23 protein-coding genes are annotated in these 25,626 nt (G+C 69.4%); 16 read left to right on the forward strand and 7 right to left on the reverse strand.

The features are described 5' to 3' along the window. The first annotated feature begins 7 nt into the window (after positions 1-7). The 5 genes from ABN034_RS08650 (at position 8) to ABN034_RS08670 (ending at position 4,331) form a co-directional block, all read left to right on the forward strand. Positions 8-481, forward strand: a complete 474-nt coding sequence (locus ABN034_RS08650; RefSeq protein ID WP_349690467.1) for a TlpA family protein disulfide reductase — start codon at positions 8-10, stop codon at positions 479-481. 351 nt (positions 482-832) lie between these two features. Then, positions 833-2,239: a glycosyltransferase gene (locus ABN034_RS08655; RefSeq protein WP_349690468.1), complete on the forward strand. Its 1,407-nt coding sequence runs from the start codon at positions 833-835 to the stop codon at positions 2,237-2,239. A 429-nt stretch (positions 2,240-2,668) separates the two neighbouring features. Continuing rightward, on the forward strand, positions 2,669-3,163 hold the full coding sequence (locus ABN034_RS08660; RefSeq protein ID WP_349690469.1) for a DUF4395 domain-containing protein: 495 nt from the start codon (positions 2,669-2,671) through the stop codon (positions 3,161-3,163). Beyond that, complete coding sequence (locus ABN034_RS08665) at positions 3,160-4,011, forward strand: sulfurtransferase (RefSeq protein WP_349690470.1); 852 nt, start codon at positions 3,160-3,162, stop codon at positions 4,009-4,011. The genes ABN034_RS08660 and ABN034_RS08665 overlap by 4 nt, the downstream gene beginning before the upstream one ends. Next, positions 4,008-4,331 carry a DUF1416 domain-containing protein gene (locus ABN034_RS08670; protein WP_349690471.1) on the forward strand — a complete coding sequence of 108 codons (324 nt, stop codon included), beginning with the start codon at positions 4,008-4,010 and terminating at the stop codon, positions 4,329-4,331. The genes ABN034_RS08665 and ABN034_RS08670 overlap by 4 nt, the downstream gene beginning before the upstream one ends. A 97-nt stretch (positions 4,332-4,428) precedes the next feature. Here ABN034_RS08670 and ABN034_RS08675 read toward each other — a convergent pair whose 3' ends face one another. From ABN034_RS08675 to ABN034_RS08685, 3 genes are read right to left on the reverse strand one after another with little or no spacing between them, the layout of a single operon-like run. Beyond that, positions 4,429-4,821, reverse strand: a complete 393-nt coding sequence (locus ABN034_RS08675) for a type II toxin-antitoxin system VapC family toxin (RefSeq protein ID WP_349690472.1) — start codon at positions 4,819-4,821, stop codon at positions 4,429-4,431. Beyond that, positions 4,818-5,144: a type II toxin-antitoxin system Phd/YefM family antitoxin gene (locus tag ABN034_RS08680; protein ID WP_349690473.1), complete on the reverse strand. Its 327-nt coding sequence runs from the start codon at positions 5,142-5,144 to the stop codon at positions 4,818-4,820. Before ABN034_RS08680 ends, ABN034_RS08675 begins: the two co-directional genes overlap by 4 nt. 57 nt (positions 5,145-5,201) lie before the next feature. Next, entirely contained in the window at positions 5,202-6,146 is a 945-nt protein-coding gene (locus tag ABN034_RS08685; RefSeq protein WP_349690474.1) for a UDP-glucuronic acid decarboxylase family protein, read from the reverse strand. Positions 6,147-6,504: 358 nt separating this feature from the next. On the opposite strand from ABN034_RS08685, the gene ABN034_RS08690 reads away from it, so the two are divergent. Then, the gene (locus ABN034_RS08690) at positions 6,505-8,031 is read left to right on the forward strand and encodes a sugar transferase (RefSeq protein WP_349690475.1); all 1,527 of its coding nucleotides are present in this window, start codon (positions 6,505-6,507) and stop codon (positions 8,029-8,031) included. A 147-nt stretch (positions 8,032-8,178) separates the two neighbouring features. Here ABN034_RS08690 and ABN034_RS08695 read toward each other — a convergent pair whose 3' ends face one another. Beyond that, positions 8,179-9,303, reverse strand: a complete 1,125-nt coding sequence (locus tag ABN034_RS08695) for an LCP family protein (RefSeq protein WP_349690476.1) — start codon at positions 9,301-9,303, stop codon at positions 8,179-8,181. A 343-nt stretch (positions 9,304-9,646) separates the two neighbouring features. Here ABN034_RS08695 and ABN034_RS08700 point away from each other — a divergent pair, with 343 nt between their 5' ends. The 4 genes from ABN034_RS08700 (at position 9,647) to ygfZ (ending at position 12,233) form a co-directional block, all read left to right on the forward strand. Beyond that, complete coding sequence (locus ABN034_RS08700) at positions 9,647-9,958, forward strand: hypothetical protein (RefSeq protein ID WP_349690477.1); 312 nt, start codon at positions 9,647-9,649, stop codon at positions 9,956-9,958. Between the two features lie 5 nt (positions 9,959-9,963). Beyond that, positions 9,964-10,482: a heme-binding beta-barrel domain-containing protein gene (locus ABN034_RS08705; protein ID WP_349690478.1), complete on the forward strand. Its 519-nt coding sequence runs from the start codon at positions 9,964-9,966 to the stop codon at positions 10,480-10,482. 76 nt (positions 10,483-10,558) lie between these two features. Beyond that, positions 10,559-11,002, forward strand: a complete 444-nt coding sequence (locus tag ABN034_RS08710) for a Fur family transcriptional regulator (RefSeq protein ID WP_349690479.1) — start codon at positions 10,559-10,561, stop codon at positions 11,000-11,002. 91 nt (positions 11,003-11,093) lie between these two features. Continuing rightward, positions 11,094-12,233: a CAF17-like 4Fe-4S cluster assembly/insertion protein YgfZ gene (gene ygfZ, locus ABN034_RS08715; protein ID WP_349690480.1), complete on the forward strand. Its 1,140-nt coding sequence runs from the start codon at positions 11,094-11,096 to the stop codon at positions 12,231-12,233. Between the two features lie 324 nt (positions 12,234-12,557). Here ygfZ and ABN034_RS08720 read toward each other — a convergent pair whose 3' ends face one another. Both ABN034_RS08720 and wecB read right to left on the reverse strand, forming a co-directional pair. Beyond that, the gene (locus ABN034_RS08720; protein WP_349690481.1) at positions 12,558-13,793 is read right to left on the reverse strand and encodes a choice-of-anchor P family protein; all 1,236 of its coding nucleotides are present in this window, start codon (positions 13,791-13,793) and stop codon (positions 12,558-12,560) included. Between the two features lie 213 nt (positions 13,794-14,006). Continuing rightward, a complete protein-coding gene (wecB, locus tag ABN034_RS08725; protein WP_349690482.1) occupies positions 14,007-15,149 on the reverse strand; it encodes a non-hydrolyzing UDP-N-acetylglucosamine 2-epimerase in 1,143 nt (380 codons plus the stop codon). A gap of 266 nt (positions 15,150-15,415) precedes the next feature. Here wecB and ABN034_RS08730 point away from each other — a divergent pair, with 266 nt between their 5' ends. Then, positions 15,416-16,396: a WD40/YVTN/BNR-like repeat-containing protein gene (locus ABN034_RS08730; protein ID WP_349690483.1), complete on the forward strand. Its 981-nt coding sequence runs from the start codon at positions 15,416-15,418 to the stop codon at positions 16,394-16,396. 10 nt (positions 16,397-16,406) lie between these two features. On the opposite strand, the gene ABN034_RS08735 is transcribed toward ABN034_RS08730, so the two are convergent. Further along, entirely contained in the window at positions 16,407-17,816 is a 1,410-nt protein-coding gene (locus tag ABN034_RS08735) for a tyrosine-protein kinase domain-containing protein (protein WP_349690484.1), read from the reverse strand. A 245-nt stretch (positions 17,817-18,061) separates the two neighbouring features. Between ABN034_RS08735 and ABN034_RS08740 the strand changes: the two genes are divergently transcribed. The 5 genes from ABN034_RS08740 to ABN034_RS08760 all read left to right on the forward strand — a co-directional run bounded on the left by ABN034_RS08740 (position 18,062) and on the right by ABN034_RS08760 (position 25,603). Beyond that, positions 18,062-19,918, forward strand: coding sequence for a polysaccharide biosynthesis protein (locus tag ABN034_RS08740; RefSeq protein ID WP_349690485.1), 1,857 nt, complete (start codon positions 18,062-18,064; stop codon positions 19,916-19,918). Positions 19,919-20,179: 261 nt separating this feature from the next. Beyond that, the gene (locus tag ABN034_RS08745) at positions 20,180-21,460 is read left to right on the forward strand and encodes a glycosyltransferase family protein (RefSeq protein WP_349690486.1); all 1,281 of its coding nucleotides are present in this window, start codon (positions 20,180-20,182) and stop codon (positions 21,458-21,460) included. Then, the gene (locus tag ABN034_RS08750) at positions 21,461-22,852 is read left to right on the forward strand and encodes a lipopolysaccharide biosynthesis protein (protein WP_349690487.1); all 1,392 of its coding nucleotides are present in this window, start codon (positions 21,461-21,463) and stop codon (positions 22,850-22,852) included. Then, the gene (locus ABN034_RS08755; RefSeq protein ID WP_349690488.1) at positions 22,845-24,371 is read left to right on the forward strand and encodes a hypothetical protein; all 1,527 of its coding nucleotides are present in this window, start codon (positions 22,845-22,847) and stop codon (positions 24,369-24,371) included. The genes ABN034_RS08750 and ABN034_RS08755 overlap by 8 nt, the downstream gene beginning before the upstream one ends. Continuing rightward, positions 24,368-25,603: a glycosyltransferase family 4 protein gene (locus ABN034_RS08760; protein ID WP_349690489.1), complete on the forward strand. Its 1,236-nt coding sequence runs from the start codon at positions 24,368-24,370 to the stop codon at positions 25,601-25,603. Before ABN034_RS08755 ends, ABN034_RS08760 begins: the two co-directional genes overlap by 4 nt. The last annotated feature ends 23 nt before the right edge of the window (positions 25,604-25,626 follow it).

Consider the following 25,626-nt stretch of genomic DNA (forward strand, 5'->3'; position numbering starts at 1 on the left):
TGGATCCATGACCACTGGACTCGCCGCCCTTGTCGTCGCCCTCACCGTTGCGACGGTGCTGGGTGTGGCGAAGCGGCGGTACGACGGCCGCTTCCGGGACGCCGGACCGTCCCCGCGCGCGGACGCCAGTGCCCCCGCGCCGCCGGCCGACGGCGTCGTCGAGGTGCTGACCGCGGCCGACGTGGGCGACGAGCTCGGCGAACGGGCGACCCTCGTGCAGTTCTCCTCGGCGTTCTGCGCGCCGTGCCGCGCCACCCGGGCGCTCCTGCGCGACGTGGCCGGCAAGGAGCAGGGCGTGGCCTACGTCGAGGTCGACGCCGAGTCCCAGCTGGACCTGGTTCGACGCCTGCGCATCATGCGTACTCCCACGGTCTTCGTCCTCGACGCCGACGGCAAGGTCGTCGTCCGGGCGTCGGGACAGCCCAGGCGACCGGACGTTCTGGCGGCCCTGCTGCGCGCCACCGGCCAGCGGGTGACCTGAGCCATCGTGTCAAGACTGTCCGGCGCGATGCCGGCAGGCGTACCCTCCTCTCGGGCGAAGCGTCGCTGACACCACCCGCGATTCGGCTGGTGAGAGGCCGGTGGCACTGTTGCCGAGTCCGCTTCGAGGGGTATAAGACCCCCATCGGAAGGTGTGTAGGTCCGGAAAAGGTCGGGTTACCCCCGATTTCGGCAGATGTCACCCCCGCGACACCATCGCGGAGGGGGGCCATGCCAGGCTTACCGCCGGAGTCGAGCTTGCTCCAGTCCGTGCATGACCGAAGTGCGCCATCTTGACGCTCACGAATGGTGTGCTGAGGATGAACCGCTGGCCGACACGAGGAGCCGGTCCATGGACCTCCGCCAACTGCTTGGGCGATGCCGCATCCGTCGCGGCGCCGGTATGGGAGGCGTCGCACCCGTGATCCCGCTCGACCCGGCACTCGTCGCGCGTACGGACCGGCCGACCCTGCGGGTCGCCCACTTCTCCGATACGTGGCTGCCGCGTCGCGACGGGATCGTGACCGCTCTGCAGACGCTGACCGCGGCGATGTCCGACCAGGGGCACGCGAGCCTGCTCGTGGTGCCGAGGCACCCTGACCAGCTGGCCACCGGTGACGTCGAGCTCTTCCGGCTGCCGTCGGTGCCCTGTGGCGTCGCGCAGTACCGCGTCGCGGCCTGGCCGCGCAGCAAGCACGTCGAGCGGGTGGCCCACTGGCTGCCGCACGTGGTCCACGTCCACACGCCCGGGCCGGTCGGGCTGCTGGGCATCCTCGCCGCCCGGCAGCTGGGGCTGCCGCTGGTGGAGACCTACCACACCGATCTTCGGGCGTACGCCGATGCCTACCGGTTGCCCTCGCGGGTCCTGTCAGGGATCGCGCGTTGCGCGGCCCGCCGGCTGGGCAGCCCGAAGCCGGACATTCCCCGCGGGGGCACGCGCACCGAACGTCGCAACGCGGTCGTCGACGCCTGCACCGATCTGCTGCTCGCCGACGCCGACGCCGTACTCGTCCCGACGCCGGCGATCCTGACCCGCTGCCGGCTGCCCGTCGAGGACGCCCGCATCTATCTGGCCCCCGCGGGGGTGTCGTTGCCGCGCGTCCCGCCCGGTTCGGGCGAGGAGTTCCGTCGCCGACACGGCATCCACGCCGACGAGCAGGTCGTGTTGTTCGTCGGCCGGGTCAACCACGAGAAGGGCATCGACCTGCTCGCCGAGGCATTCGGCCGGCTCGCCGGCGTCGTACCCTCCGCCCGCCTGGTCCTCGTCGGTGCGGTCTACGAGCCCCGCTGGGTGCACAAGTTGCTCGACCAGGCCGGCATCGTCGGCCGTACGATCCTCACCGGCCAGCTTCCGCCCGACCAGGTGGCCCAGGCCTACGCCGCGGCGGACGTGTTCGCGTTCCCGTCCCTCACCGACACGCAGGGGCTGGTCGTGCAGGAGGCGGCCCTCGCCGGGCTGCCCACGGTTCTGGCCGACGAGGCGCTGTACGGCAGTGGGCCGCTCGCCGGCACCGGAGTCTTCGGGACCACCGACGCGATGCGGTACGCCGAGGCGATGGAGGACCTGCTCACCGACCCTGACCACCGCAAGCAGGTGGGCGACGACGCGCGCCGGCGGGCCGAGCAGAACACCCCGGCGGAGTACGCCCAACGGATGGCCGCGATCTACGGGCAGGCCGTGCGCCGGGCCGCGTCGGCGACCCGCCTCTCGCGACAGCGCCGACGTGGGCCGTTCCGTTCCCGCCGGCTGATCGCCTGACCCGCCGGTTTGCCGTACTGCTGGAAGGCGGCGCCAGTTCGCTGAAGGGGTTGCTTCGGTGGCTGGGTTGCGGTGCTGCGGGCACTTTGGCCGTCTCATTGCCTGATGCGGCTGCCCATTATGCGAGACGGCCGTGACAGTAGTGGCAACGGTCCGTAGCCTGAACAGCGTGTTGCGTACGACTTTGTTGACCAAACGACGTGCCGTGGATCATTGCCGCACGTCGACCTGTCTGTGTCGTACGTCCTGATCGGACGGCGTTAGTCCGTTTCTGCCCCGCATCCGTCGGATGCGTCGAGCGTTCGCAGAGTGGCGCCGTCCTGAGCGGGATCCCCGCGTGGATTCTCCGCTCCCTCATCCCGGCCTCCGCCTCGCCACAGGAGCGTTGTAGCCATGTCGGATTCGGACCAGAGACCTCAGCCGTCGCCCATGTCAACGACAGCGTCAACCCCGCACGGGTCGACCGGCCAGCCGGGCGCGATCCTCGACCCGCGCGGGCTCCGGTTCGCCGCCGCTGTTACCGCGGTGGTCCTGGCGATCGTCCTCGTCACGGACAGTTCCTGGCTCCTGGCCCTCCAGGCGGTCGTCTTCGCGGTGGGCGTGGCGTTCGGGCTGCGGCGGTCTCCGTACGGACTGATCTTCGCGCGGCTCGTCCGGCCCCGGCTGGGCCCACCGGGCGAACTGGAGGCGGAGGCGCCACCGCGGTTCGCCCAGGGTGTCGGGCTGGCGTTCGCCGTCCTGGGCATCGTGGGCTACCTGTCCGGAGCGACGACACTGGGCGCCGTCGCCACCGGTCTCGCACTCATCGCCGCGTTCCTCAACGCGGCATTCGGGCTCTGCCTCGGCTGCGAGGCATACCTGCTCGGTCGTCGCGCCCTGTCGGCACTCACTCACCAATCACCAAGCAAGGAGGCTTCCGCATGAGCCGTGACACGTCCCTGGTTTCCGCCGACTGGGTGGAAGAACACCTGGACGATCCGAAGGTCGTCCTCGTCGAGGTCGACGAGGACACCAGCGCCTACGACAAGGGCCACATCTCCGGCGCGATCAAGCTGGACTGGAAGGAGGATCTGCAGGACCACGTCCGTCGCGACTTCGTGGGCAAGGAGCAGTTCGAGAAGCTGCTGTCCGAGCGCGGTATCGCCAATGACCAGACGGTCGTGCTGTACGGCGGGAACAACAACTGGTTCGCCGCCTATGCGTACTGGTACTTCAAGCTCTACGGCCACGCCGACGTCAAGCTGCTCGACGGCGGCCGGAAGAAGTGGGAGCTCGACAGCCGGGCACTCGTCGAGGAGGCGCCGTCGCGGGCGGCCACGCAGTACGTCGCGAAGGACCCCGACCTGGCGATCCGGGCGTTCCGTGACGAGGTGGTCGACGCCATCGGGCAGCGCAACCTGGTCGACGTGCGGTCGCCGGACGAGTACACCGGCAAGCTGCTCGCCCCGGCGCACCTGCCGCAGGAGCAGGCGCAGCGGGCCGGCCACATCCCGACCGCGGTGAACGTGCCGTGGAGCAAGGCGGCCAACGAGGACGGCACGTTCAGGTCCGACGACGAGCTGAAGGAGATCTACGGCGAGGCCGGTGTCGACTTCGGCAAGGACACCATCGCCTACTGCCGGATCGGCGAGCGCAGCTCGCACACCTGGTTCGTGCTGCACGAGCTGCTCGGCCAGGCCAACGTGAAGAACTACGACGGAAGCTGGACGGAGTACGGCTCGCTGGTCGGCGTGCCCGTCTCGCTCGGCGACCAGCCTGGGGAGGCGTCATGAGTGCAGGTGACGGTTGCGGCGCGCCGGTCGGTGGCGCCGCGCTGGCCGGAGTCGACCTGGCCAAGGAGGCGGTGATCCAGGGCGTCGTGCGGCGTGACGCGCAGCCCGTCAAGGGGGCGTACGTACGCCTGCTCGACGGGTCGGGCGAGTTCACCGCCGAGGTGCCCACCGGCGACGACGGCGTGTTCCGGTTCTTCGCCGCGCCGGGCACGTGGACGGTGCGGGCGCTCGCGCCGAAGAGCGCGACCGCCGAGGGTTCGGTGGAAGCGAAGCTCGGCACGGTCGCCGAGGTGGAGCTGGCCCTCACCGCCTCCGCCTGACGGTCCAGAGCGGCAAAGTTGTCGGAGGTTTGTCGGGGCTCTACCCCGAGGAACCTCCGACAACGTGCGCCTGCATGGTTGCTCCCCGGTCCCCGACCTACGCGGGTGCTGCCACCGCAAGCCCGGTAGAGCCGGCGGCGTCGCCCAGGCGTTTGTCGTAGGTCAGGAAGGCGTCGAGCTCACGCGCGATCGTGGCAGCGGTGGCCAGGTGCAGCGCGTCGAGGGTCCGAAGTTGTGGCGTTCCGACACTCGCGGCGTCGATCACGATGTCGCTCGACATCGGCACGGTCATGATGCGCTGGAACAACGCGACCGCGCGTGGCAGCAGGGCTGGCTGGTGGCGAGTGACGGCGCGGACGAGCTCGGGATACAGCAGCACCGACGACACGAGGGGCGTGGTCAGTCGTTCGGCGAGATAGAGGGTGAGGGCAGCGGACTCGGCCTCGGTGTGGACGAGCTTTGCCGCGGCGGAGGTGTCCAGGTAGATCACTCGTCGCCCGCTGCCCGGTCGCGTTCGGCGACGATCTCGGCAGAAAGACTGGACCCGTCCTCGCTCAGCTCTGGCATCGGCAACAGGTCGAGGATCGTTCCTGGAACTGCCTGGGGCGTGAGGCGGCCCTCGGCGATCCATCGGTCGATGGTCGGGTTACCGGTGACGGTCGGTGGCGGCGGGGTCAGAAATGCCACGATCTTTCCGCGCTCGGTGATGGGCAGGGTATGACCTGCTTTGACCCGACGAAGAACCGCTGTGGTCCGCTGGTTCAGCTCCGTGACCGTGACCGTAGCGTCCGAGTCGGACGGTTGCGCGCTCATGACAGCAGTCTACTAGGTATCTACTAGGTCGGCCGGCTGCCAGGCGAGAAGTGTTCGTCACACCAGCTCAGGATGGTCGCGGAACCACGCGATCGTCCGCCGGAGGCCGTCCTCCACGGTGATCTTGGGCTCCCATCCCAGCAGCTGTTGGGCCTGGGAGATGTCGGGTTGCCTGATCCGCGGGTCGTCCTCCGGGCGAGGTACGAACGCGATGTCGGACGCCGACCCGGCGAGTTCGAGGATCCACCGTGCCAGCGCGAGGACGGAGAGCTCATGGGGGTTGCCGAGGTTCAGCGGTCCGGCGTGGGTCGAGTGCAGCATCGAGACGATGCCCGTCACCATGTCGTCGACGTAGCAGATGGACCGGGTCTGGCTCCCGTCACCGGCGACGGTCAGCGGCTCGCCGCGCACCGCCTGCCGGATGAAGGTCGGGATCGCGCGGCCGTCGTTCGGGCGTAGTCGCGGGCCGAACGTGTTGAAGATCCGGACGATCGCCGTGTCGAGGCCGTGGGTCGCACGGTAGGCCACGGTGAGGGCCTCGGCGAACCGCTTGGCCTCGTCGTAGACGCCACGCGGGCCGACCGGATTGACGTTGCCCCAGTACTCCTCGCGCTGCGGATGCTCGAGCGGGTCGCCATAGACCTCGGAGGTGGACGCGAGAACGAACCGCGCCCCCTTGTCGCGGGCGAGACCCAACGCGTGCAGGGTTCCGACCGAACCCACCTTCAGCGTGTGGATGGGCAGGTGGAGGTAGTCGACGGGAGAGGCCGGTGACGCGAAGTGCAGGACGGCGTCCACCGGACCGGGCACGTGGATGAAGTCGCTCACATCGCAGCGGACGAGCCGGAAACCGTCCCGCTCGATCAGCTGAGCCACATTGTCGGGGCGTCCGGTGAGGAAGTTGTCGAGGCAGATGACCTCGAACCCTTCGTCCAACAGCCGCTCACACAGGTGGCTGCCGAGGAAACCGGCGCCACCGGTGACGACAGCCCGATGCGCCATCGTGTGTGCCACCCCTCTCCGGCGGATGCCTTCGCCGACGATACGCCGTCCGGACCCGCCTTCCGGGGGTGAGCTCTGCGCCGTCGGCCCCGCAGTGCCCGGTCGGCCCCGCAGTGCCCGGTCGGCCGCGCAGGCCCCAGTCGTGCGTACCCAGGCATGTCGTCGTACGCAATGCGCACCGTCACACACCGAAGCGCGTCCACCTGACTGGCGTCTCCGGAGGGTTTACGGTGTTTCCTACCACCTTGACCGATCGGTGCCGCGACCTCGACGATGATCCGGCCGTGCACGGGGTGGGCAACCCGACCACCACATCGCACGTCGGACGAGTACGAACGTTGGGGGACATCGCAGCGGAATGGCGATACTGAAGGAGCCGGGCGCACGTCTCGGCGACGGGGACGTGGCGGGTGACGCCGCCCACCGGCCACCGCCGCGTGGCATGGCGGCACGCGGCATGCGCTGGTTCGCACTCGCCGTCGCGGTCCTCGACCTCGGACTCATCGGCGCCGCGACGCTCGCGGCTACGCTCGTACGCTTCAGGGTCGTCGAGACCGAGATCGCAGGTGCGTGGCGCGGAGCCAACCTCGGCGGTGTTCCCTACACGTTCGTCGCCCTCGCGCTGACCGGCGCCTGGGTAGGTGTCTTGGCCGTCCGCGGCGGTTATTCGCCCCGCACGTTCGGGTCGGGCACCGACGAGTACAAGCTCGTCCTCTCGAGCAGCGTGCTGGCGGCCGGCCTGGTGGCGATCGTGTGCTACCTCGGCAAGATCGAGTTGTCCCGTGGGTTTCTCGCGACGGCGTTCCCCTTCGGCACCATGGTCGTGCTGCTCGGCAGATTCGGCGCACGCAAGGTGCTCCATGCGCTCCATCGCCGGGACCGCCTCGTCCATCGCGTACTCCTCGTCGGCATGCCGGCCGGTGTGGCCGAACTCCTCGAGGTCATCAAGCGGGAGCCGCACATGGGTTTCGCCGTGGTCGGCGCCTGCCTTCCGCGGTTGTCGAAGGATCCCGGCGACGAGGTGGCTGACCAGGGTCTGCCGATCCTGGGCTACCTCGACGAGGTACGGGAGGCCGTCGAACGCGGCGGCATCGACACGGTGGTCGTGAGTGCGCTCCCCGGGCGGTCGTCCCGGCTGCTACGCCGGCTGTCGTGGTCGCTGGAGGGCTCCGGTGTCGATCTCGTCGTCGTACCCAGCCTGACCGACGTCGCCGGGCCTCGCATCCACGTCAGGCCGGTTGCCGGTCTGCCACTGCTGCACGTGGAGGAGCCCGAGTTCAAGGGTGCCCGCCGGATCGTCAAGAACATTTTCGACTGGGTGGCGGCCGTCCTGCTCGCCATCCTGGCCGCTCCATTGCTGGTGGTGATCGCCATCGCCATCAAACTCGACGACCGCGGTCCGGTGCTCCTCCGGCAGACACGGGTGGGGGTGCACGGCAAGGAGTTCCCGTGCTTCAAGTTCCGTTCGATGGTGGTCGACGCCGAGCAACGCCTCGCCGAACTCCACGCCGACAACCAGCACGACGGTGTGCTGTTCAAGATTCGCAACGATCCGCGGATCACCCGGGTGGGCAGGGTGATCCGCAAGCTGTCCCTCGATGAGTTGCCGCAGGTGTTCAATGTCCTGCGCGGCGAGATGAGCCTGGTCGGTCCGCGGCCGCCGCTGCCGAGAGAGGTGGAGCAGTACGGCGAGGACGTCCGCCGCCGGCTGCTCGTACGCCCCGGGATCACCGGCCTTTGGCAGGTGTCGGGTCGGTCGAACCTGTCCTGGGACGACTCCGTACGCCTCGACCTCTACTACGTCGAGAACTGGTCTCTGTCAGCCGATCTGGTGATCCTCGCCAAGACCTTGGGCGCCGTCCTCAGCCGCGACGGCGCGTACTGAAGTTAGGCGCGCACAGTTGGCTGAAAGATCTGACACGGCTGATCGGCGCCCGGCGCCGCGCTGGCAAGGCGGACGACGAAGCCGATACTGGGGTTCGTATCGGCGAGGAGGACAACGCCGACAGCGTGGATGCCGGGAGCCGATCAGTTAGCGGACTTCGTCGCCCAGGACATCTTCCTGTGAGCCGTTCTTCTGCAGCCAGGGGCCGATCCTGTCCGCCCGGACGGCCTTCCACAGCGCGGCACCCTTCGCGTCGTCGAGGTAGACAACCGACTGGCTGCCTTCCATGCCGGTGCCTTTGGTGGGGGCGGTCATGAAGGTCACACTGCTTGCCCGCAGGCTTCGCATGTCGAGAGCGAGGTCGCGCATCGCCTTGGTCGTGAACTCCTCGTCGACGGAGAGGTTCTGCGTGATCGCGTCGAGTGCGCGGCCCAGTTTCAACGGGTTGCTGATCGTGCCGTTGGAGAGGGTCTGACGCATCAGCGAGCGGAGGAAGTTCTGCTGCCGCGCCATCCGGTCGAAGTCGCCACGCTGCAGCGTCTTGCGCTCACGTACGTAGTCGAGGGCCTCTTCGCCGCTGAGGGTGTGCGTGCCGGCGTTGTAGTACTTCCCGCTGGCGAAGCGCGTGTCGTCGTCGAACGTCATCTGGACGCCGCCGAGGGCGTCGGTGAGAGCCTTGAATCCGGCCCAGTCGATCACGGCGAGATGGTCGATGCGTAGCCCGGTGAGCTTCTCGACGGTCTGGATGTAGAGCGGAGGGCCACCGAAGGAGTACGCGGCGTTGATCTTGTTGTTGCCTCGTCCTGGAATCTCCACCCAGGAGTCACGGGGGAGCGAGATCAGGTAGGCACTCTTCCGGTCGCCGGTGATGTGCAGGATCATGATCGTGTCGCTGCGCTGGCCGCCGCTCTTCCAGGCGTCACCCTTGCCCTGGCCGGTCGTACCGGAGTCGTCGTCGGTGCGCGCGTCGCTGCCGGCGAGCAGGATGTTGACGGCGTCGGCCCCCGCGCCCGTGGGCTTCTTCGGGCGGAGTTTCTCCGGGAGCTGGGAGAACGCGGAGAACCGGTCGATCTGGCCGCCGAACTTTTCCGACAGCATGTAGCCGGTGAGAACAATCCCTCCGCTGAGCATGAGCAGCAGGGAGAGCAGGACCAGGAGAACCGTCTTCGTGCGGGTCTTCTTCTTGCGGCGATCTGCGCGTGGCCCTTGCGAGTCATCGTCCTCGCGCAGGTTGATCGAGCGCAACTCATCATCGGCGCGGTAATAGCTCATGGCTTCCTTGCGTCCTCGTACCGTGTGCCGCGGGCGGCAGCCCTGCGCTGTCCAGACAGTCGGTCACTTCACAGTGGTCAGTTGGCCGTCGGTCAGTTCACCGTCATTCAGTTAGTACTGACGTGCCGTGAACCAACGAGGTTGCCGCATGGCGGGCTACGGGTTGCCACGCACATCCCCGCTGATCCTGCGACGAATGCTGCTCCCCCACGGTCGAGGGCTCAGGCGAGCTTGTCGTACCACATCGTACGCAGAGCACCGGCGACCGAGCGTCATGATCGCGATAGGCGAACATTACGCAGGATGTACGGTCAGGCGCGCCCACGGGTTCACTGTCTGACACATGGCGGGGCGTCGCCGGTCGGCCGCCGAGGCGCAACTAAACTCCTGGATCGTGATCGAATCGGTGTTCGCCGGACTGCTCATCCTGGCCGTGCTGGCCATCGGAGTCGCCGGAATCTTCGTTTTGTTCCGACTGGTCCGCCGGCCGGAGCGCGGACCGGCGGCGACCCGCGCCGTCGCGTCCGGAACCGCCCGAAGTGGGGGCAGCGGCGGAGGAGCCAGCGGCGGAGGAACCGGACGGACACGGAACGTCAGCGGAAGTACCGCCAGCGCACGGATCGAGAGCACCACCTACACCGGAGCCAGAGCCTGATCACCATGGCAACGCCGACGCCATTCGAGATCCCGCCCGACCTGCACCCGGACTGCGTACCGCTCGCCTTCCTGCTCGGCCGGTGGGAGGGGCGTGGGCACGGCGACTATCCCACCATCGAGCCGTTCGAGTTCGGCCACGAAGTGGTCTTCAGCCACAACGGGAAGCCATTCCTCTACTACACGAGTCGCTCCTGGTTGCTCGACTCGGAAGGCACCGCGGTCCGTCCGCTGGCGATGGAGACCGGTTTCTGGCGTCCCCAGCCTGACGGCGGGCTCGAGGTCGTCCTCGCTCACCCCACCGGTGTGGCCGAGGTGTGGTACGGCCAGATCGACGGAGCCAAGATCGAGCTCGCGACCGACCTGGTGGCGCGGACGGCGACCGCCAAGGAGTACGACGCGGGGCGCCGACTGTACGGCCTGGTCGACGGTGCGCTGCTGTGGGCCTTCGACATGGCGGCGGTCGGCGAAGGCATGCAGTCCCACCTGTGGGGTCGGCTCGAGCGGGCTGCGCCCGTTTCCTGACATTCGTACGTGCTGCTCGTAGGGCGCGACCGGCATGATCACATCGGCCGGTGGACACGGCCTAGAATTTCTGCCGATGGGTGACCGACCGCATGGCGACCTTCCTGGCGGCTCCGACCTGCACGAGGAGCTGCGGGCCAGGGGATTTCGGCTGACCCCGCAGCGGCAACTCGTGCTCGAGGCGGTCGAGGAGCTGGGCCACGCGACGCCAGAGAAGATCCTCACCGTCGTCCGGCAAAAGGCCAGCGGCGTCAACATGTCGACGATCTACCGCACGCTCGAACTGCTGGAGGAGCTCCAGCTCGTAAGCCACGCACACCTGGGCGACCGGGCGCCGACTTACCACGCGATCAGTACGCCTGACCACGCCCACCTGGTCTGCCGTTCGTGCGGTCGGGTGATCGAGGTGGCGTCGGCGGAGATCGACCCGCTGTCGGACGGGCTCCGCGAACGACACGGCTTCACCATGGACGTACGCCATCTCGCGATCTTCGGATCCTGTACGAACTGTTCGAAATGACGGGAGTGGACTGCACCCAGCGGGTTTGTCGCCTGGGACGCAGGCGGCGGTGGCACCCCGGCTCGGCTCGGAGCCCCGTAATCTCGAAGGCGTGACTGCCACCGACACCGACGCTTATGCCAGCCCACTCCTCGGTCTCGCGGGAGCCGTTGCCGCCGACCCGCCGGACAGCGGCGTCGCGGCCCACTACGGCGACCCGATGCGCGAACAACGCCGCCTCGCCGTCGACCGCATGGATTTCGTCGACCTTTCCCACCGGGGTGTCGTCCGGGTCGCCGGCCCTGACCGGCTGTCCTGGTTGCATGCCCTCACCACGCAGGATGTCGAGCATCTCGCTCCGGGCGAATCGGCGAGTGCGCTTCTCCTCTCGCCGCACGGCCATGTCGAGCACGCGTTGGCCATGGTCGACGACGGCGAGGCGGTGTGGATGCACGTCGAGCCAGGTACGGCACCGCAGGTGGTCGCGTTCCTGGAGTCGATGCGCTTCCTGATGCGGGTCGAGGTGAGCGACCTGTCTGCGGAGTACGCGATCCGGTGGGAGCCGACGGCTGAAGGCGTGACGGCTGAAGGGGTGACGGCTGAGGGGACTGCAGAAGGGACGACAGACCATCTCACCCGGCAGGGCGCGGATTCGCTCGGCGGCCGGGAGATCTTCGTTCCACGCTCGAAGCTGGCAGAGACCGCGAGGCGGGTTGTCGAGGCCGCTGGAGACACGGGGTCAGCGGCGGGCGTTCGAGAGGCGGCGGGCGCTGGCGATACGGCGGCAGCGGCAGGCCCTGGTCGTCCTGCTGGCCTCTGGGCGTACGAAGCGCTGCGGATCGCCGCCCACCTGCCAAGGGCGGGATTCGAGACCGACCATCGCACGATCCCCAACGAGGTGGGTTGGCTGGGCACCGCCGTCCATCTGCACAAGGGTTGCTACCGCGGGCAGGAGACGGTGGCGCGGGTGCACACTCTGGGCCGGCCGCCCCGCCGGCTGGTGTTCCTGCACCTCGACGGCTCGGTCGACCGGCTCCCGGGTCACGGAGCACCGGTCACCCACGAAGATCGGGCAGTCGGGTTCGTGACCAGTAGTGCGCGACACTTCGAGATGGGCCCGGTCACACTCGCTCTGATCCGCCGCAACGTCCCCGTCGACGCCGACCTGCTGGCCGATGGCGTAGCCGCCGCCCAGGAGGTCGTCGTACCTCCCGATGCCGGCTTGCATGTCCGGCCCAAGCTCCGCGCCTGACGCTGCTGTGCGCGAGCCCGGCGTTGGGCCGTACAGGGGTCATTGCCACGTGCCGCGCCCATGATCATGAAGGAAAAGCGGGTCTATGCGACGAAAACCTTCACGATCACGATCATGATCATGGGACATGGCGCGGCCATGCACCGTTTCCGCAAACCCTGGGCTCGACCACGTAAGCCTGGGCTCGATCGCGTAAGCCTGGGCTCGGTTTCGCGGGAATGCGAACGAGGGTGGCGCCGAAGCGCCACCCTCGTTCGGTTTTGTCAGGTCAGGCGTCGATGGTCGTCTGCGCCCCTATGCCTGGGGCCGCGTCGCCCTAGCCGGTCAGCTGGCCGGTGTGATCCCCGCGTAGGCCCGGCCGATCTCGACCTTCGAGCCGATCGGCAGGCCGAGGGTGCCGTCCTTGACCACGATCTCGATCATCGTGACCTCGATCGTGCGGGCGTCGCGCCTGACCTTGCGGAGCGTGACCTCGGCAGCACCGTCGAGCAGCGAGATCTTGGTGTTGGGTGCCACGCCCAGGGTGGCCAACGGGTGTCCGGCGACCGTCAGGCCGACGAACCGCGTGCCCGAGTCGGTCAGGGTGATCGGACCACCGTTACTACGCGTGGCCGTGGCCGCTGCGACGAGGGCGTCGGCCCTGATCAGGCCGCCGAGGGCCTCGATCGAGGTGATCCGCTGTCCCACCTTGCTGCTGGCATCGGTGGCGGTCGTCTCGCCGATCGCGTCCGTCTTGGCCGCGCCGGCCTTGGCGATGTCGTCCAGGTCGACCGTGGCTGCGGAGTTCATGTCCCTACCGCCGGTGCAGGCGACCTTGGCCAACGCAGTCGCGCCGGAGTTCACCGCTCCGTTGGCCAGGGTGATCCTGGAGGCGAAGCCCTGCCCCTTGAGGAAGCCGACCGACGGCGCGGTCAGCGCGGCCTTGGAGTTGCCCAGCCACACGTGCAGACCCTTGCCTGGCAGCCACGGGTTGTCCGACAGCAGGACGAGGTGGAACGCCGTGGTGATCGCTTCGAAACCGCCGTCGACCGGTCGCTGGATCTGCCGGTTGAGTTCGACGTATCCGACGTCGCCCAGCAGTGGCAGGGAGAGGTCGATCCGGGTGTTGGGCGCCGGGTCGGCCGCGACCCGCAGGCCGAGGATCCTGAGGTCGGCGAGCGACGAGGTTCCCTCGGCACTGAAGCCGGAGCCGTCCCAGGTCGTGCGGGTCTCGGACTTGATCACGCCGGAGCTGATCAGTCCACCGAGGAGGTTGAGGCTCGCGGTGCGCGAGTTGGCGAGCGAGGTCCGCGACGTGTCGGTCTCGATCGACTCGACGTAGGTCGACTGGGCGCCAGCGTTGCCGAGAAGCTCGGGGAGTACGACCTGTGCGGTCTTGTTGGTGACGACCTCGCCGGGCGCGGTGCCGCACGCGATGTCGCTGTAGGCGGTAGGCCCGCTGCCGAGGCGTCGGTCGTCTGTGAACGCATAAGAGCCGTAGGCCTGGGCCACGAAGCCCGGCTGGGCATCGTCCGCGTGCGCAGGTGTCGCAGCGATGAGCGTGCCGGTGGCGACGGCCACCGACGCGAGTATCCCCGTACCTCGACGAGCGAGTGTTGCTAACTGCATCGTCCCCCCTTGAAGGGTGATCAGTGGTCAGACGTGGAAATCCACACTTATCGTGATCAGTCAGGCGCAGAGCGTATCTGAGTGGCGGGAATTGGTGCCTGCCAAGTGTCCGCTTGTGACCGGTTCGTGAAGAAATTAGCACTTTTGCGACGTAGGCGCGTGATCTTATCCACCGAAGTCTGGTAGGCGTATCCCCGCCCCGAGCAGGTCTTCGATCGCCGCGGCACTCCGGGCGGCCGCCTTGCCGTCGCCGTAGGGGTTCCTCGCACTCGCCATGGCTTCGTACGCCCGGTCGTCGTCGAGCAGCTGAGTCAGCGCGGTGTGCACCGTCGCGCGATCCGTACCGACGAGGCGTACGGTCCCCGCCTCGACCGCCTCGACCCGTTCGGTGGTGTCGCGGAGGACGAGCACCGGACGGCCGAGGCTCGGCGCCTCCTCCTGGATCCCACCGGAGTCGGTGAGGACGAGGTGGCAGTCGCGCAGCAACCGCGCGAAGTCGGCGTACGGCAGCGGCTCGACGAGGTGGACGTGGGGTCGGCCGGCCAGTTCGTCCTCGACCACCCGGCGGACAGCGGGGTTCGGGTGGAGCGGGACCACGATCTCGACGTCCCGGTGCGTCCGCGCGGTGTCGGCGACGGCCCCGGCCGCGGAACGCAGCGGAGCGCCCCACGACTCGCGCCGGTGGGCGGTGACCACGATGACGCGGCGGCCAGAGGCGACGACCTCTGCCACCTTCCGGTCGGCGTACGGCAACCGGCGGCCGGCGATCTCGATCAGCGCGTCGATGACGGTGTTGCCCGTGACCACCACGGAGTCCTCACCCACTCCGGCGGAAAGCAGGTGTGCGCGGTTGGTGGCCGTCGGCGCGAGATGCAGGTGGGTGAGCTGCGTCGTGAGCCGGCGGTTCATCTCCTCGGGAAACGGCGCGTATCGGTCGTGCGTACGCAGGCCCGCCTCGACGTGGACGACGGGGACCTGGGCGTAGAACCCAGCCAGAGCACCCGCGAAGCACGTGGTCGTGTCGCCCTGGACCACGACGGCGTCCGGCTCGACATGTCGGATGACAGGAGTGAGCCCGGTGAGGGCGCGCTGGGTGATGTCGGTGAGTGTCTGCCCTTCGGTCAGGATCGCGAGGTCGTGGTCTGGCGTGATCCCGAACAGGGCGTGAACCTGGTGGAGCAACTCCCGGTGTTGTCCCGTGACGGCGACGACTGGTTCGACCACGGCCGACGACCGCAGCGCGGAGATGAGGGGCGCCAGTTTGATCGCCTCGGGACGGGTCCCGTAGACCACCATGACGCGTTTCATCCGCGGGTCAACCCTTCCCCGGCCGTGGTGGCTTCATGGCCCTGATGGACGGCCCTGATCGACGTCGCCACCGCACGGCCGCGATGGCCTGGCGCCGGCAGCACAGGCTATCCAAGCCGCACGTGGCGGGTAGGAACGACAATGGCCCTTGGACCAGGACAATGGCCCTTGGACCAGCATGAACGCTGGTGGCGGAACGCCTACGGCCGTTGCGCCGTCGATCGTGATGGACTACGGCCGGGTGATCTCGCGAGGAGGGCCGTTCGGTGTCGAGGCTGCGCATGCTCGGTGCGGTGGGGTTGGCGGCGATGGTGGCGCTCGACGTGGTGCTCGTCGTTCTCGCGGTACGCCACACCCACGCGGGCTCGCCGGCAATGACCGGCATCGTGGCGACACCCGCGCCGACAGCGAGCCACTCGGCCACGCCGGGTACGGACCCCGCTGGCAGCCCGACGGCGACCGGTGACCCGGGGGCGACCGTCCGACCCGCGCTCGATCCGGGTGCGCCGCGGGTCCTCGTCGACATCGGAGCGGCGGGTGCCGTGGCGCGGGCGGTGACCGGGGCGTGCGGCACAGGCGGCGCGACGATCGCACTGTCCCGCGACGGTGGCGAGTCGTTCCAGCGGGCGAGCGTGCCGGCCGCGGCGGTCGTCCTGCGGGTGGCCTCTGTCGACGCGGAACAAGCCTGGGTCGTCGCCGCCGGTGCCGACTGCGCGACGCTGACGACCTTCACGACGACCGATGGTGGCGGGACGTGGACCCCCTCCAACGGCTCGGACGGGAGCTGGCACCGCCTCCCCGTCGCCGGCGCCCGCATCCACGCGCCGACCGGTGACGTCGACGTCCCCTGCCCGCGACGGCTAAAGGTGCTGGGCTACAGCACGTTGTCCCGCGACCAGGCGTACGTCCTGTGTGGGAGGGAGGGCGCGGCGGCAGTGCTGTTGCGGACCGTCGATGGCGGGGCGTCGTGGAGCGACCGGGGTGAGATGCGCGGCGCGGTCGACCTGGACTTCGTCTCCGCGACGACCGGCCTCGCCGCGGTGGTGGGGGACCGGTCGTGTGCGGGGATCTCCGTCCATGCGTCGACCGATGCCGGAGCGTCCTGGAAGCCGCGTGCGTGTGTCGAGACGACGGCCGGCGGTTTCCCCGACATCACCGCCGACGGCGACCGTGCGTACCTCGGTGTCGGTGAGGCGTTGTGGTTCAGCGGCGACGGCGGTCGTACGTGGGCGAGCCGGCCGGCGTGACCTGGCCAGGTCAGGTGACGCCGACGGTCTCGCCGGGCGCCCGCGACCGCCGCCGCCCGCCCTCGACGCCGTAACCGTAGCCGTAGCCGTACGTCATCGCGTCCGGCCCTCGCGACGGCGCCATGTTGAGCACCGAACCGAGCAGTCGGGCGTCGACCTTGGCGAGGTTGCCGATCGCCGTCTCGAGCTGGTCCGTCCCCGTCTTGCCATGGCGTACGACGAGGACCGCACCGTCTGACATCCGGGCCAGGAGCGCGGCGTCGGTGACCGGCAGCAGCGGCGGCGCGTCGATGAGGACGACGTCCGCGCGGTCGTCGAGTTCGCGCAGCAGGTGTTGCATCGCCCGCGACTGCAGCAGCTCGCTCGGGTTCGGCGGCAGCGGCCCGCTGGCGAGCACCTGGAGGGGGAGGTCGCCCCACGGCTGGATCGCGTCGTCCGGGGAGACCCGGCCGATGAGGATGTTGGTGAGGCCGACGCCGCCCTCGAGGCCGAGGTACTCCGCCAGTCGCGGCCGGCGGATGTCACCCTCGACCAGCATGACCCGCTGGCCGGCCTGCGCGAGCGTCAGGCCGAGGTTGCACGTGGTCGTGGTCTTGCCCTCCGACGGCACCGAGCTCGTCACGACGATCCGCTTCGGGTGTCGATCGACGTCCACGAACTGCAGGTTGGTCCGCAGCTGCCGGAACGCCTCCGCCCGTGGTGACCGCGGTTCGATGTGGACGACCAGCGGGTTGGTCTGCGCGTCGGAGTCGTGGGCGATGACGCCGAGGTTCGGTGCACCCGTCCGGGCGGTCAGCGCCTCGGCGGACTTGACGCTCGTGTCGAGCACCTCACGGAGGACGGCGATCCCCATGCCGAGGACGAGCCCGGCGAGCAGGCCGAGACTGATCGTCCGGCTCGGGTTCGGCGTCACCGGCGCGCCCGGCAGCGTGGGCGTGTCGATCGTTGTCGCCCGGATCGGCGAGGGCTGGTCGGGGCTTGGACGTTCGAGCTCCTGAACGAACGTCTTGAACTCCTCGGCAACCGCGCTGGTGAGCCGCTGCGACCGGGTGGGGTCGGTGTCGGTGACGGTGATCTCGAGGAGCACCGTCTCGGGAAGGACCCGCGCCCCGATCTTGCCGCCGAGCGTGGCCGGCGACATCGAGAGCCCGAGGTCCTGGACCACGGCGCGGGTGACGGCCTCCCCGCGCACGAGGTCGGCGTAGGAGGCGGCCCGCTGCTGGGAGAAGAGCCCACCTTGGTACGCCCCCGCGGGGGTGTTGTCGCTCTGGGTCATGCTGAGGAACAGCGTGGTCTGTGAGGCGTAGGTCGGCGTCGTCCGGAGGACCACGAGCGCTGCGATGCCGACGGTGACGGTTGTGCAGCAGATGATGAGCATCCACTGCTTGCGGACGAGCCTGAGATAGTCGCGCAGCTCCACGGGGAGCAACCTTCCTGGGGTCTTTCGGGGACAGAGCGCGAACACGCGAGTTACGCCCGACACCCCGTGGCCCGACCGCCGGCTGCTGCGCATTCGTCGGCACCGAGTGTGGCACGGGCAAGACCTGACATGTTTCGCAAGACGTCAGGTAACGTCCGTCATCGCACGTTGAGGTCCTTATCCTGCTATCTCGACTCCTACTATCTCGACTCGTACTATCTCGACGCACGGGGGAGCGTGGTTTCGTGGGTGGTGCAGGTCCGGCGCCGGTCGTGTCGTGGTCGCGCCTGGGCATCGTCGCTGGCGACCTCCTCGCGTGGGCGGGCTCCCTCGTCCTGGCGACGGTGTTCCGTTACGACGGCGCCCTCGACCGGATCAACATCGGCGGGGTGATCGCCGTCTGTGCCGTGGCCTGTGGACTTCAGCTGGGCGTCGGCCTGCTGGTCAAGCTCTACCAGGGCGGCTACCGCACGGCGAGTTTCGACGAGGCCGTCGTGATCGTGGCGTGCGGGCTGATCATCGGGGCGTCGGTCCTGGTCGTCGACCTGGCCGTGCGGCCGAGCCGGCTGGTTCCGTTGAGTGTGCCGCTCGGCGGCACGATGGCGGCGGTCCTCGCGATGGTCACCACCCGTGGCATCATCCGCGGGCTGCGGGAGGGGACCGCCCGGCCGCGTAGCGGTGCCAGGACGCTCGTCTTCGGTGCGGGTGACGGCGGCCAGCAGTTGATCCGGTCGATGCTCACCGACCCGGCGAGCCCCTACCTTCCGGTCGGGTTGATCGACGACGATCCGGGCAAGCGGCACCTGCGGATCTCCGGCGTACGCGTCCTCGGCACGCGGCACCACCTCGCCGAGGTCGCGCGGCACCACGACGCCAGCGTCCTCGTGGTGGCGGTTCCCAGCGGACAGGCCGAGCTCTACCGCGACGTCGCCCGGGAGGCTCGCCAGTGCGGCCTCGAGGTCAAGGTGCTCCCCGAGCTCGCCGAGTTGCTCGCGCCGAGTCACATCTCGATCCGCGACGTCCGCGACATCGACGTGACGGACCTGCTCGGACGCCACCAGGTCGACACCGACATCCAGGCGATCGCCGGCTACCTCGAGGGCAAGCGGGTTCTGGTCACCGGAGCCGGTGGGTCGATCGGTGCCGAGCTCTGCCGGCAGATCACCAGGTTCGAACCGGCCGAGCTGATGATGCTCGACCGCGACGAGTCGGCGCTGCACGCCGTCCAACTCTCGATCAGCGGACGCGCGCTGCTCGACACCGGCGACGTCATCCTCGCCGACATCCGCGACCGCGACCGCATTGTGTCGCTCTTCGCCGAACGCCGGCCCGACGTGGTCTTCCACGCCGCCGCGCTCAAGCACCTGCCGATGCTGGAGCAGTATCCGGAGGAGGGCTACAAGACCAACGTCCTCGGCACGATCCACGTGCTGGAGGCCGCGGCCAAGGCCGGCGTCGAACGCTTCGTCAACATCTCCACCGACAAGGCCGCGGACGCCACGAGCGTGCTGGGGCGGAGCAAGCGGTTGGCCGAGCGGCTGACCGCGCATTTCGCCGGGTCCGCCTCGGGCAGCTTCCTGAGCGTACGGTTCGGCAACGTCCTCGGCAGCCGCGGCTCGGTGCTCTCGGCGTTCGCCCGGCAGGTCGCCGGCGGAGGGCCGGTCACGGTGACCCATTCCGAGGTGACCCGCTACTTCATGACGATCCCCGAGGCCGTGCAACTCGTCATCCAGTCGGCGGCGATCGGGCGCGGCGGCGAGGTGCTCGTGCTCGACATGGGTGAGCCCGTACGCATCGTCGACGTCGCCCGCCAGCTCATCGACATGGCCGGGGCCGACGTCGAGATCGTGTTCACCGGCATGCGGCCCGGCGAGAAGCTGCACGAACAGCTCCTCGGCACGAGTGAGCGGGACGAGCGGCCGTTCCATCCGCTGATCTCCCACGTCGAGGTCCCGCCGCTGGCCGTGGCCGAGGTCGAGTTCAGCGACGTCCTCGGGGTGGGATCTCGGGCGGAGGACAGCACGGTCGGACCCGCCGAGGACCTGTTAGTCTGCGCCGACAGCGAGCCGCTGATCACGTCAGACCTGCCGGCACCGAGCTGACCCGAGCGCGGCCGCGACCGCGACGAGGCCGTCGAGGTGGTCGACCAGTGCACAACAGATCGCGGACCTGTCCGCGATCTTTCGTGTCCTGACCATCGACCAACCGCAAGCTCTATGGAATAGGCAATGACCGGTAGCTCCGCACCGCGCAACACCGCATCGAGTGGGGCCGGATCCAGTGGGGCCGCATCGAGTGGGGCCGGCCCGTCAGGCGACGGTTGGCCGGTCGATGCGGGGCCTCGGCGGCCGAAGGCCGTGCACGTGTCCATCGTGCACCGTGCCACCGACATCCGGATCTTCCACAAGCAGTGCCGGACCCTCGCTGCCGCGGGCTACGACGTCATCCTGTACGCACGCGCTGAGGAGGCGTACACCGCGGCCGGCGTACGGGTGCTCCCTGTACCGGCTCCCCGGTCACGGCTGGTCCGTATGACGACGGGCGTGTGGGGCCTGCTGCGGCCGTTGCTCGCCGAACGGGCGGACGTCTACCACCTGCACGACCCTGAGTTGATCCCCCTGGGGTTCGCCCTCCGGGCGAGGGGGCGGACGGTGGTCTTCGACGCCCACGAACCGCTTCCCGACCAGATCCTGGCCAAGCACTGGATACCGCACCGGCTGCGGCCAGTGGTGGCGTGGGGGACAAGGTTCCTGGTCGGTGCCGCCGGTCGGGGCATGAGCGCGGTCGTGGCCGCCTCGCCACTGGTGGCGGGTGTGTACACCGGCGCGCGGAACCTCGTCACGGTCAACAACTTTCCCATCCTCACCGGCGGAGCTGACGGTGCCGGCGGGGCTGACGGTGCCGGCGGGGCTGACGGTGCCGGCGGGGACAGGGACGGCCGGGACGGGGTCGGCGGCGAGAGTGGTGGCGGCGAGAGTGGTGGCGGCGAGGTCACGGCGTACACCGAACGTCCGCGCGGCATGGTCTACGTCGGCGGAATCTCCGACCTGCGTGGCCTGTCGAGCATGCTCGACGTCGCCCGGATCGCCGGCCGCCGGCACGGCGAGAAGCTCACCCTGGTCGGCCCGTTCACGCCACCTGAGCTGCAGGACCGGTTGAGCGAGCCTGACCTCGCCGGCGTCATCGACTATGCCGGCGTCCTTCCCCCCGACGCCGCCCGGAAGCTGATCGGCGAGGCGAAGGTGGGCCTGATCCTGCAACGCGGGCCGGAGGCGTACAAGAAGAACCTGCCGACGAAGATGTTCGAGTACATGGCCGAGGGGCTCCCGGTGGTGGCATCGGACTTCCCGGTGTGGAGGGAGATCCTGGCCGAGGCCGACGCAGGTGTGGTCGTCGACCCGGAGGACGGCGAAGCCGCTGCCGAAGCGGTCTCCCGCCTGCTCGCCGATCCCGCCGCGGCCGCCGCGATGGGCGAACGCGGGCGCCGCGCGGTCCACGCGAGGTACTCCTGGGAGACCGAGGCAGGGACCCTGCTCGCGCTGTACGCCGGCTTCCTCCCCGCCGGTGCTCGCGCTGGCGCCAGCATGGGACCGTACGCCGGGTCCGACACCGCACCGAGCGGCGCGCGCCGGACGGGTGGGTAGATGGGCGCACTCGGGGGAGCGCCGCGAGAGAGCCTGGACGGTACGCCGACCTCCGGCAGAGCCCGTCCCGGCGCCCGGCGTGGTGTGGTCGAGATCGTCCTCGGCACCGTCGTCGGCCAGGGCGTGATCGTCGCCGGGGCGCCGGTCCTGTCGCGGCTCTACGCGCCTGCAGACTTCGCCCTCCTCCAGCTCTTCACCGGTGTCGTGGCGATCGGCGCCGTCCTCGCGAGCCTGCGGCTCGAGCTCGCGATCCCGCTCGCGCAAGACCTGCGGGAGACGCGCGCGGTCGTGCGAGTCGGCCTGCTCAGCTCGGTCGTGATCGCGGGCGTCCTCGGGATCGCCGGCTACGCGACCTCGCCGTGGTGGGCGCGCGGCGAGACGCTGCGCGGGTTGCGTGCCATGTGGTGGCTGGTGCCGCTCACGATCGCCGTGCTCGCGATGTTCCAGCTGGTCAGCGCGGTTCTGATCCGGGCGGAACGGTACCGGGACCTGGCGGGTCGCAATGCCGCCCAGGGACTCGGCACCGCGGCCGCGCAGCTGTCGTTCGGCTTCGCCGGCGTCCGACCGCTCGGGCTGCTCCTCGGGCTGGGCATCGGCCGGATCCTTGGTCTGGTGTCGGTGGTCGGTCGCCAGCCGCTGTTCGGCGGCCCGAAGCGCGGCACCGAACGACCCGACACCGAACGACCCGACACCGAACGACCCGACACCGAACGACCCGACACCGAACGACCCGACGATGAACGCCTGACCATCGCCGACCTGCGCGCCGCACTTCACCGCTTCCGCCAGTTCCCCGCCGTCACCACCTGGTCCGCGTTGCTCAACAGCTCCGCCCAGTGGGCGCCCGCGTTCGTCTTCCCGGCCACGTTCGGGGCGACACCGGCCGGTTGGTTGGCGTTCACGATGCGACTGCTCACCCTTCCCGCCACGGTCGTCGGTCAGTCGGTGGCCCAGGTCTTCCTCGGGAGGGGTGCGGCGGCGCAGCGCGCCGACTCGGGTCAGCTGCCCCGGCTCACCTGGCTCGCTGTCCGCCGGCTGTTCGTCGTCGGGGTCGGTCCGGCCCTGCTGCTCGCGGTGGCCGGGCCGTGGGCGTTCGGCTGGGTGTTCGGCAGCACCTGGGAACAGTCCGGGGTGTACGCACGGATCCTGGCCGCGGCGTTCCTGCTGCAGTTCGTGGCGAGCCCGATCGGCAACGTCTTCAACCTCGCCGGACGCCAGGGCGTCGCCCTTGTCTGGGACGCCTGCCGGCTGGTTCTCGTCGTCGCCGTACCCACGCTGGTGTGGGCGCTCGGCGGCTCCGACGTGCTCGGTGTCACTGCCTACTCTGGGGTCCTTGTGTTCTCCTATGCCGGTGTGCTCGGCCTCGCGTGGTGGGTGTTGCGACGTGCGTGAAACCACGGCCACGACTCTGACCGGAGCCAGGACGCTGGCCGCTCGGCCATTCCGGCGTACCCGGCCGGCCGACGCTCCACGGCTCGGCCGGCGCGGTCTGCTGTGGCTGGCCGTCTACGCGGTCGGTCTTGGCGCGTCGCACTTCTTCGTCATCGCGCCGTCCTTTGCCTACCTGGGCTTTGAGAAGGTGGGGCCGAACCCCTTCGTCGCGCTCGTTCTGTTGCCGAGCTACCTGCTGTGTGCGCGGCGGCTCCCGGCGTCGTGGAAGCGTCCGTCGACGATCGTCTACTGGATGCTTTTCATGATCGTCGTGGCCCCGATCCACGTCGTCCCGGTGTTCACGACCAGGCTGTCGACGGCGGTGTGGCTCATGGTGGGCTCGGTGGCGGCGGCGTTCTGGCTGCTTGGCCTGATCTACTCCGTCCGCCTCCCGACGCTTCCGCGCCTGCACCTGCCCGCGCGGTTGTACTGGCCGCTCTTCGCCCTCGTGTGGATCGGCCTGGTCAGCGTCGTCGTCGCCTACTACGGGCTGCAGTTCCGGTGGGTGGCGCTGTCGGAGATCTACGAGATCCGCGACACCTACCGCGACTCGTTCGAGCAGGTGCCGCGGCTGGCGCGCTACGCCATCACCTGGCTGGGCAACGTGATCGCGCCGATCGCCATCGCGCGCGGCCTGACGACGAAACGCTTCGCCTGGACGGTGTTCGGCGTGGCGACCGAACTCTTCCTCGTCTCGATCACCGGATTCAAGCAGATGCTGTTCTCGTCGGTCCTGGTGGCGGCCGTGGTGATCCTGGTGCGCTCGACGGCGGTCTCGCGGGTCGGCTACCGGGTCGCCGCGATCGTCGGCAGCGGGGTCTTCGCGGTGACGGCGTACGACTTCTTCACCGGCGGGTGGAGCATCTCCTCGGTGCTGATCCGCCGGATGGTGCTGACGAGCGCGGTCAACACGAAGTACCACTACGAGTTCTTCCTGCACAACCCGAAGGGCTTCCTCGGCTACGGGCTGCTGAGCCGCTGGGTGGAGTATCCGTACGAACTGCCGCCGGCGTTCCTGATCGGTCAGGTCTACTACGGCAATCCCGAGACCAGCGCGAACGCCAACATCTGGGCGGACGCGTTCGCCAACTTCGGCCTGGTCGGTGTGTTCGGCTTCACGGCGGTCCTGGGCGTGGTGCTGTTCTTCTTCGACGCCATCGCGAAGGGGCTGCCGGAAGGGCTCGCGATCGCGGCGATGGCGCAGTCGGCGTTCAGCCTGTCCAACACCGCGATGCTGACCGTCTTCCTGACCCACGGCATGCTGCTCGCGGTCCTGATGGTCTACCTGATGCCGGTGGGCGGCGTCACGGCCACCAGGCGACGGCAGCCGCTGCGGCCTCGCGTCACCCCGCGTCCCCAGCCGGACGCCACGTCACAGAGCGCCGGACACGACGCCGCCGGACACGACGCCGCCGGACACGACGCGGCCGGACACGACGCCGCGGGTGCGGCCGAGACGGGGAGCGAACGGCAGTCATGACACCGCGCCGGAGCCGTACGCAAGGGGCCGGCGGACGTCGCCGAGTCCTCGTCCTCAACCACTTCGCCCTGCCCCGTTCACAAGGGGGAGGGACGCGCCACGTCGAGCTGTTCGGCCGGCTCACCGGATGGGCGCACCTGATCGTCGCCGGAGACCGCAACAACAACACCCGCGAGCGGTTCGTGAGCGACTCGCCGGACTTCGTGACGATCCGGGTGCCCGGCCACGAGTCCAACGGACTCGCCCGGGTCGGCGGCTGGCTGCGATACGCCGTCGGCGCCCTGCGGGTGGGGCTGCGGCGGCGCGACGTCGGCGTGGTCTACGCGTCGTCTCCGCATCTGGTGACTCCTCTCGCCGGGTGGCTCCTGGCGAAGGTCCACCGGGTCCCTCTCGTGCTGGAGATCCGTGACCTGTGGCCGCGGTCGATGGTGGAACTCGGCTACCTCACCGCCGGATCGCCGCTGCACCGCGTCCTGGTCGGTCTGGAACGCTTCCTCTACCGGGCGGCGGACCGGATCGTCGCGGTCGCCGACGGCTGGAACGCCCACTTCGCGTCGTTCGGCGTACCGCCTGCGAAGGTCGCCCTCGTCACCAACGGTGCCGAGCCGGCCGACTTCGTCCCGACGGTGACCCGGGAGAAGGCCCAGGCCCAGCTCGGCGTCGACGGGTTCGTGGCCGTCTACGCGGGGGCGCACGGTCCCGCCAACGGCCTCGACCTGGTGCTCGACGTGGCGAAGGACCTCACCGACGTCACGTTCGTCCTCCTCGGCGACGGGCTGGACAAACAGCGGCTGGTCGCGCGGGCCCGCGACGAGCGCCTCGACAATGTGCGCTTCTGCGACCCCGTGCCGAAACGCGACCTCGGCAACGTGTTCGTCGGCTGTGACGTCGGCCTGCACACCCTCGCGCAGTCGGAGCTGTTCCGCGAGGCGATGAGCCCGAACAAGCTGTACGACTACATGGCGGCGGGCCTCCCGGTGATCACCAACGTCGGCGGTGGGCTCGAGGCGCGGCTCGTCGACCACGGCTGCGCGGTGCCCGGATCGCCACGCGGCGGTGCCTCCGGACGTGCCGCACTTGCCACGGCGATCGAGGTGCTGCGTGACCGATCCGTGGACGACCGGGAGACGATGAGCCGGCGGGCTCGCGATTATGTGGACCGGCACGCGTCCCGTACCGTGATGGCGGCTCGCCTCGAGAAGGTGCTGAACGACGTCACCGCCGCACCTTGACGCGACCGTTCGTCCGGGAGGAG

Source organism: Actinopolymorpha sp. B11F2 (assembly GCF_040195635.1).
GTDB lineage: Bacteria > Actinomycetota > Actinomycetes > Propionibacteriales > Actinopolymorphaceae > Thermasporomyces.

Coding starts and splice junctions, on each gene's coding strand:
- ABN034_RS08700 (WP_349690477.1), top strand. CDS start 9,647: ATGGCGGGGCGTCGCCGGTCGGCCGCCGAGGCGCAACTAAACTCCTGG.
- wecB (WP_349690482.1), bottom strand. CDS start 15,149: ATGAAACGCGTCATGGTGGTCTACGGGACCCGTCCCGAGGCGATCAAA.
- ABN034_RS08710 (WP_349690479.1), top strand. CDS start 10,559: ATGGGTGACCGACCGCATGGCGACCTTCCTGGCGGCTCCGACCTGCAC.
- ABN034_RS08705 (WP_349690478.1), top strand. CDS start 9,964: ATGGCAACGCCGACGCCATTCGAGATCCCGCCCGACCTGCACCCGGAC.
- ABN034_RS08695 (WP_349690476.1), bottom strand. CDS start 9,303: ATGAGCTATTACCGCGCCGATGATGAGTTGCGCTCGATCAACCTGCGC.
- ABN034_RS08660 (WP_349690469.1), top strand. CDS start 2,669: ATGTCAACGACAGCGTCAACCCCGCACGGGTCGACCGGCCAGCCGGGC.
- ABN034_RS08685 (WP_349690474.1), bottom strand. CDS start 6,146: ATGGCGCATCGGGCTGTCGTCACCGGTGGCGCCGGTTTCCTCGGCAGC.
- ABN034_RS08670 (WP_349690471.1), top strand. CDS start 4,008: ATGAGTGCAGGTGACGGTTGCGGCGCGCCGGTCGGTGGCGCCGCGCTG.
- ABN034_RS08680 (WP_349690473.1), bottom strand. CDS start 5,144: ATGAGCGCGCAACCGTCCGACTCGGACGCTACGGTCACGGTCACGGAG.
- ABN034_RS08665 (WP_349690470.1), top strand. CDS start 3,160: ATGAGCCGTGACACGTCCCTGGTTTCCGCCGACTGGGTGGAAGAACAC.
- ABN034_RS08650 (WP_349690467.1), top strand. CDS start 8: ATGACCACTGGACTCGCCGCCCTTGTCGTCGCCCTCACCGTTGCGACG.
- ABN034_RS08750 (WP_349690487.1), top strand. CDS start 21,461: ATGGGCGCACTCGGGGGAGCGCCGCGAGAGAGCCTGGACGGTACGCCG.
- ABN034_RS08760 (WP_349690489.1), top strand. CDS start 24,368: ATGACACCGCGCCGGAGCCGTACGCAAGGGGCCGGCGGACGTCGCCGA.
- ABN034_RS08655 (WP_349690468.1), top strand. CDS start 833: ATGGACCTCCGCCAACTGCTTGGGCGATGCCGCATCCGTCGCGGCGCC.
- ABN034_RS08690 (WP_349690475.1), top strand. CDS start 6,505: ATGGCGATACTGAAGGAGCCGGGCGCACGTCTCGGCGACGGGGACGTG.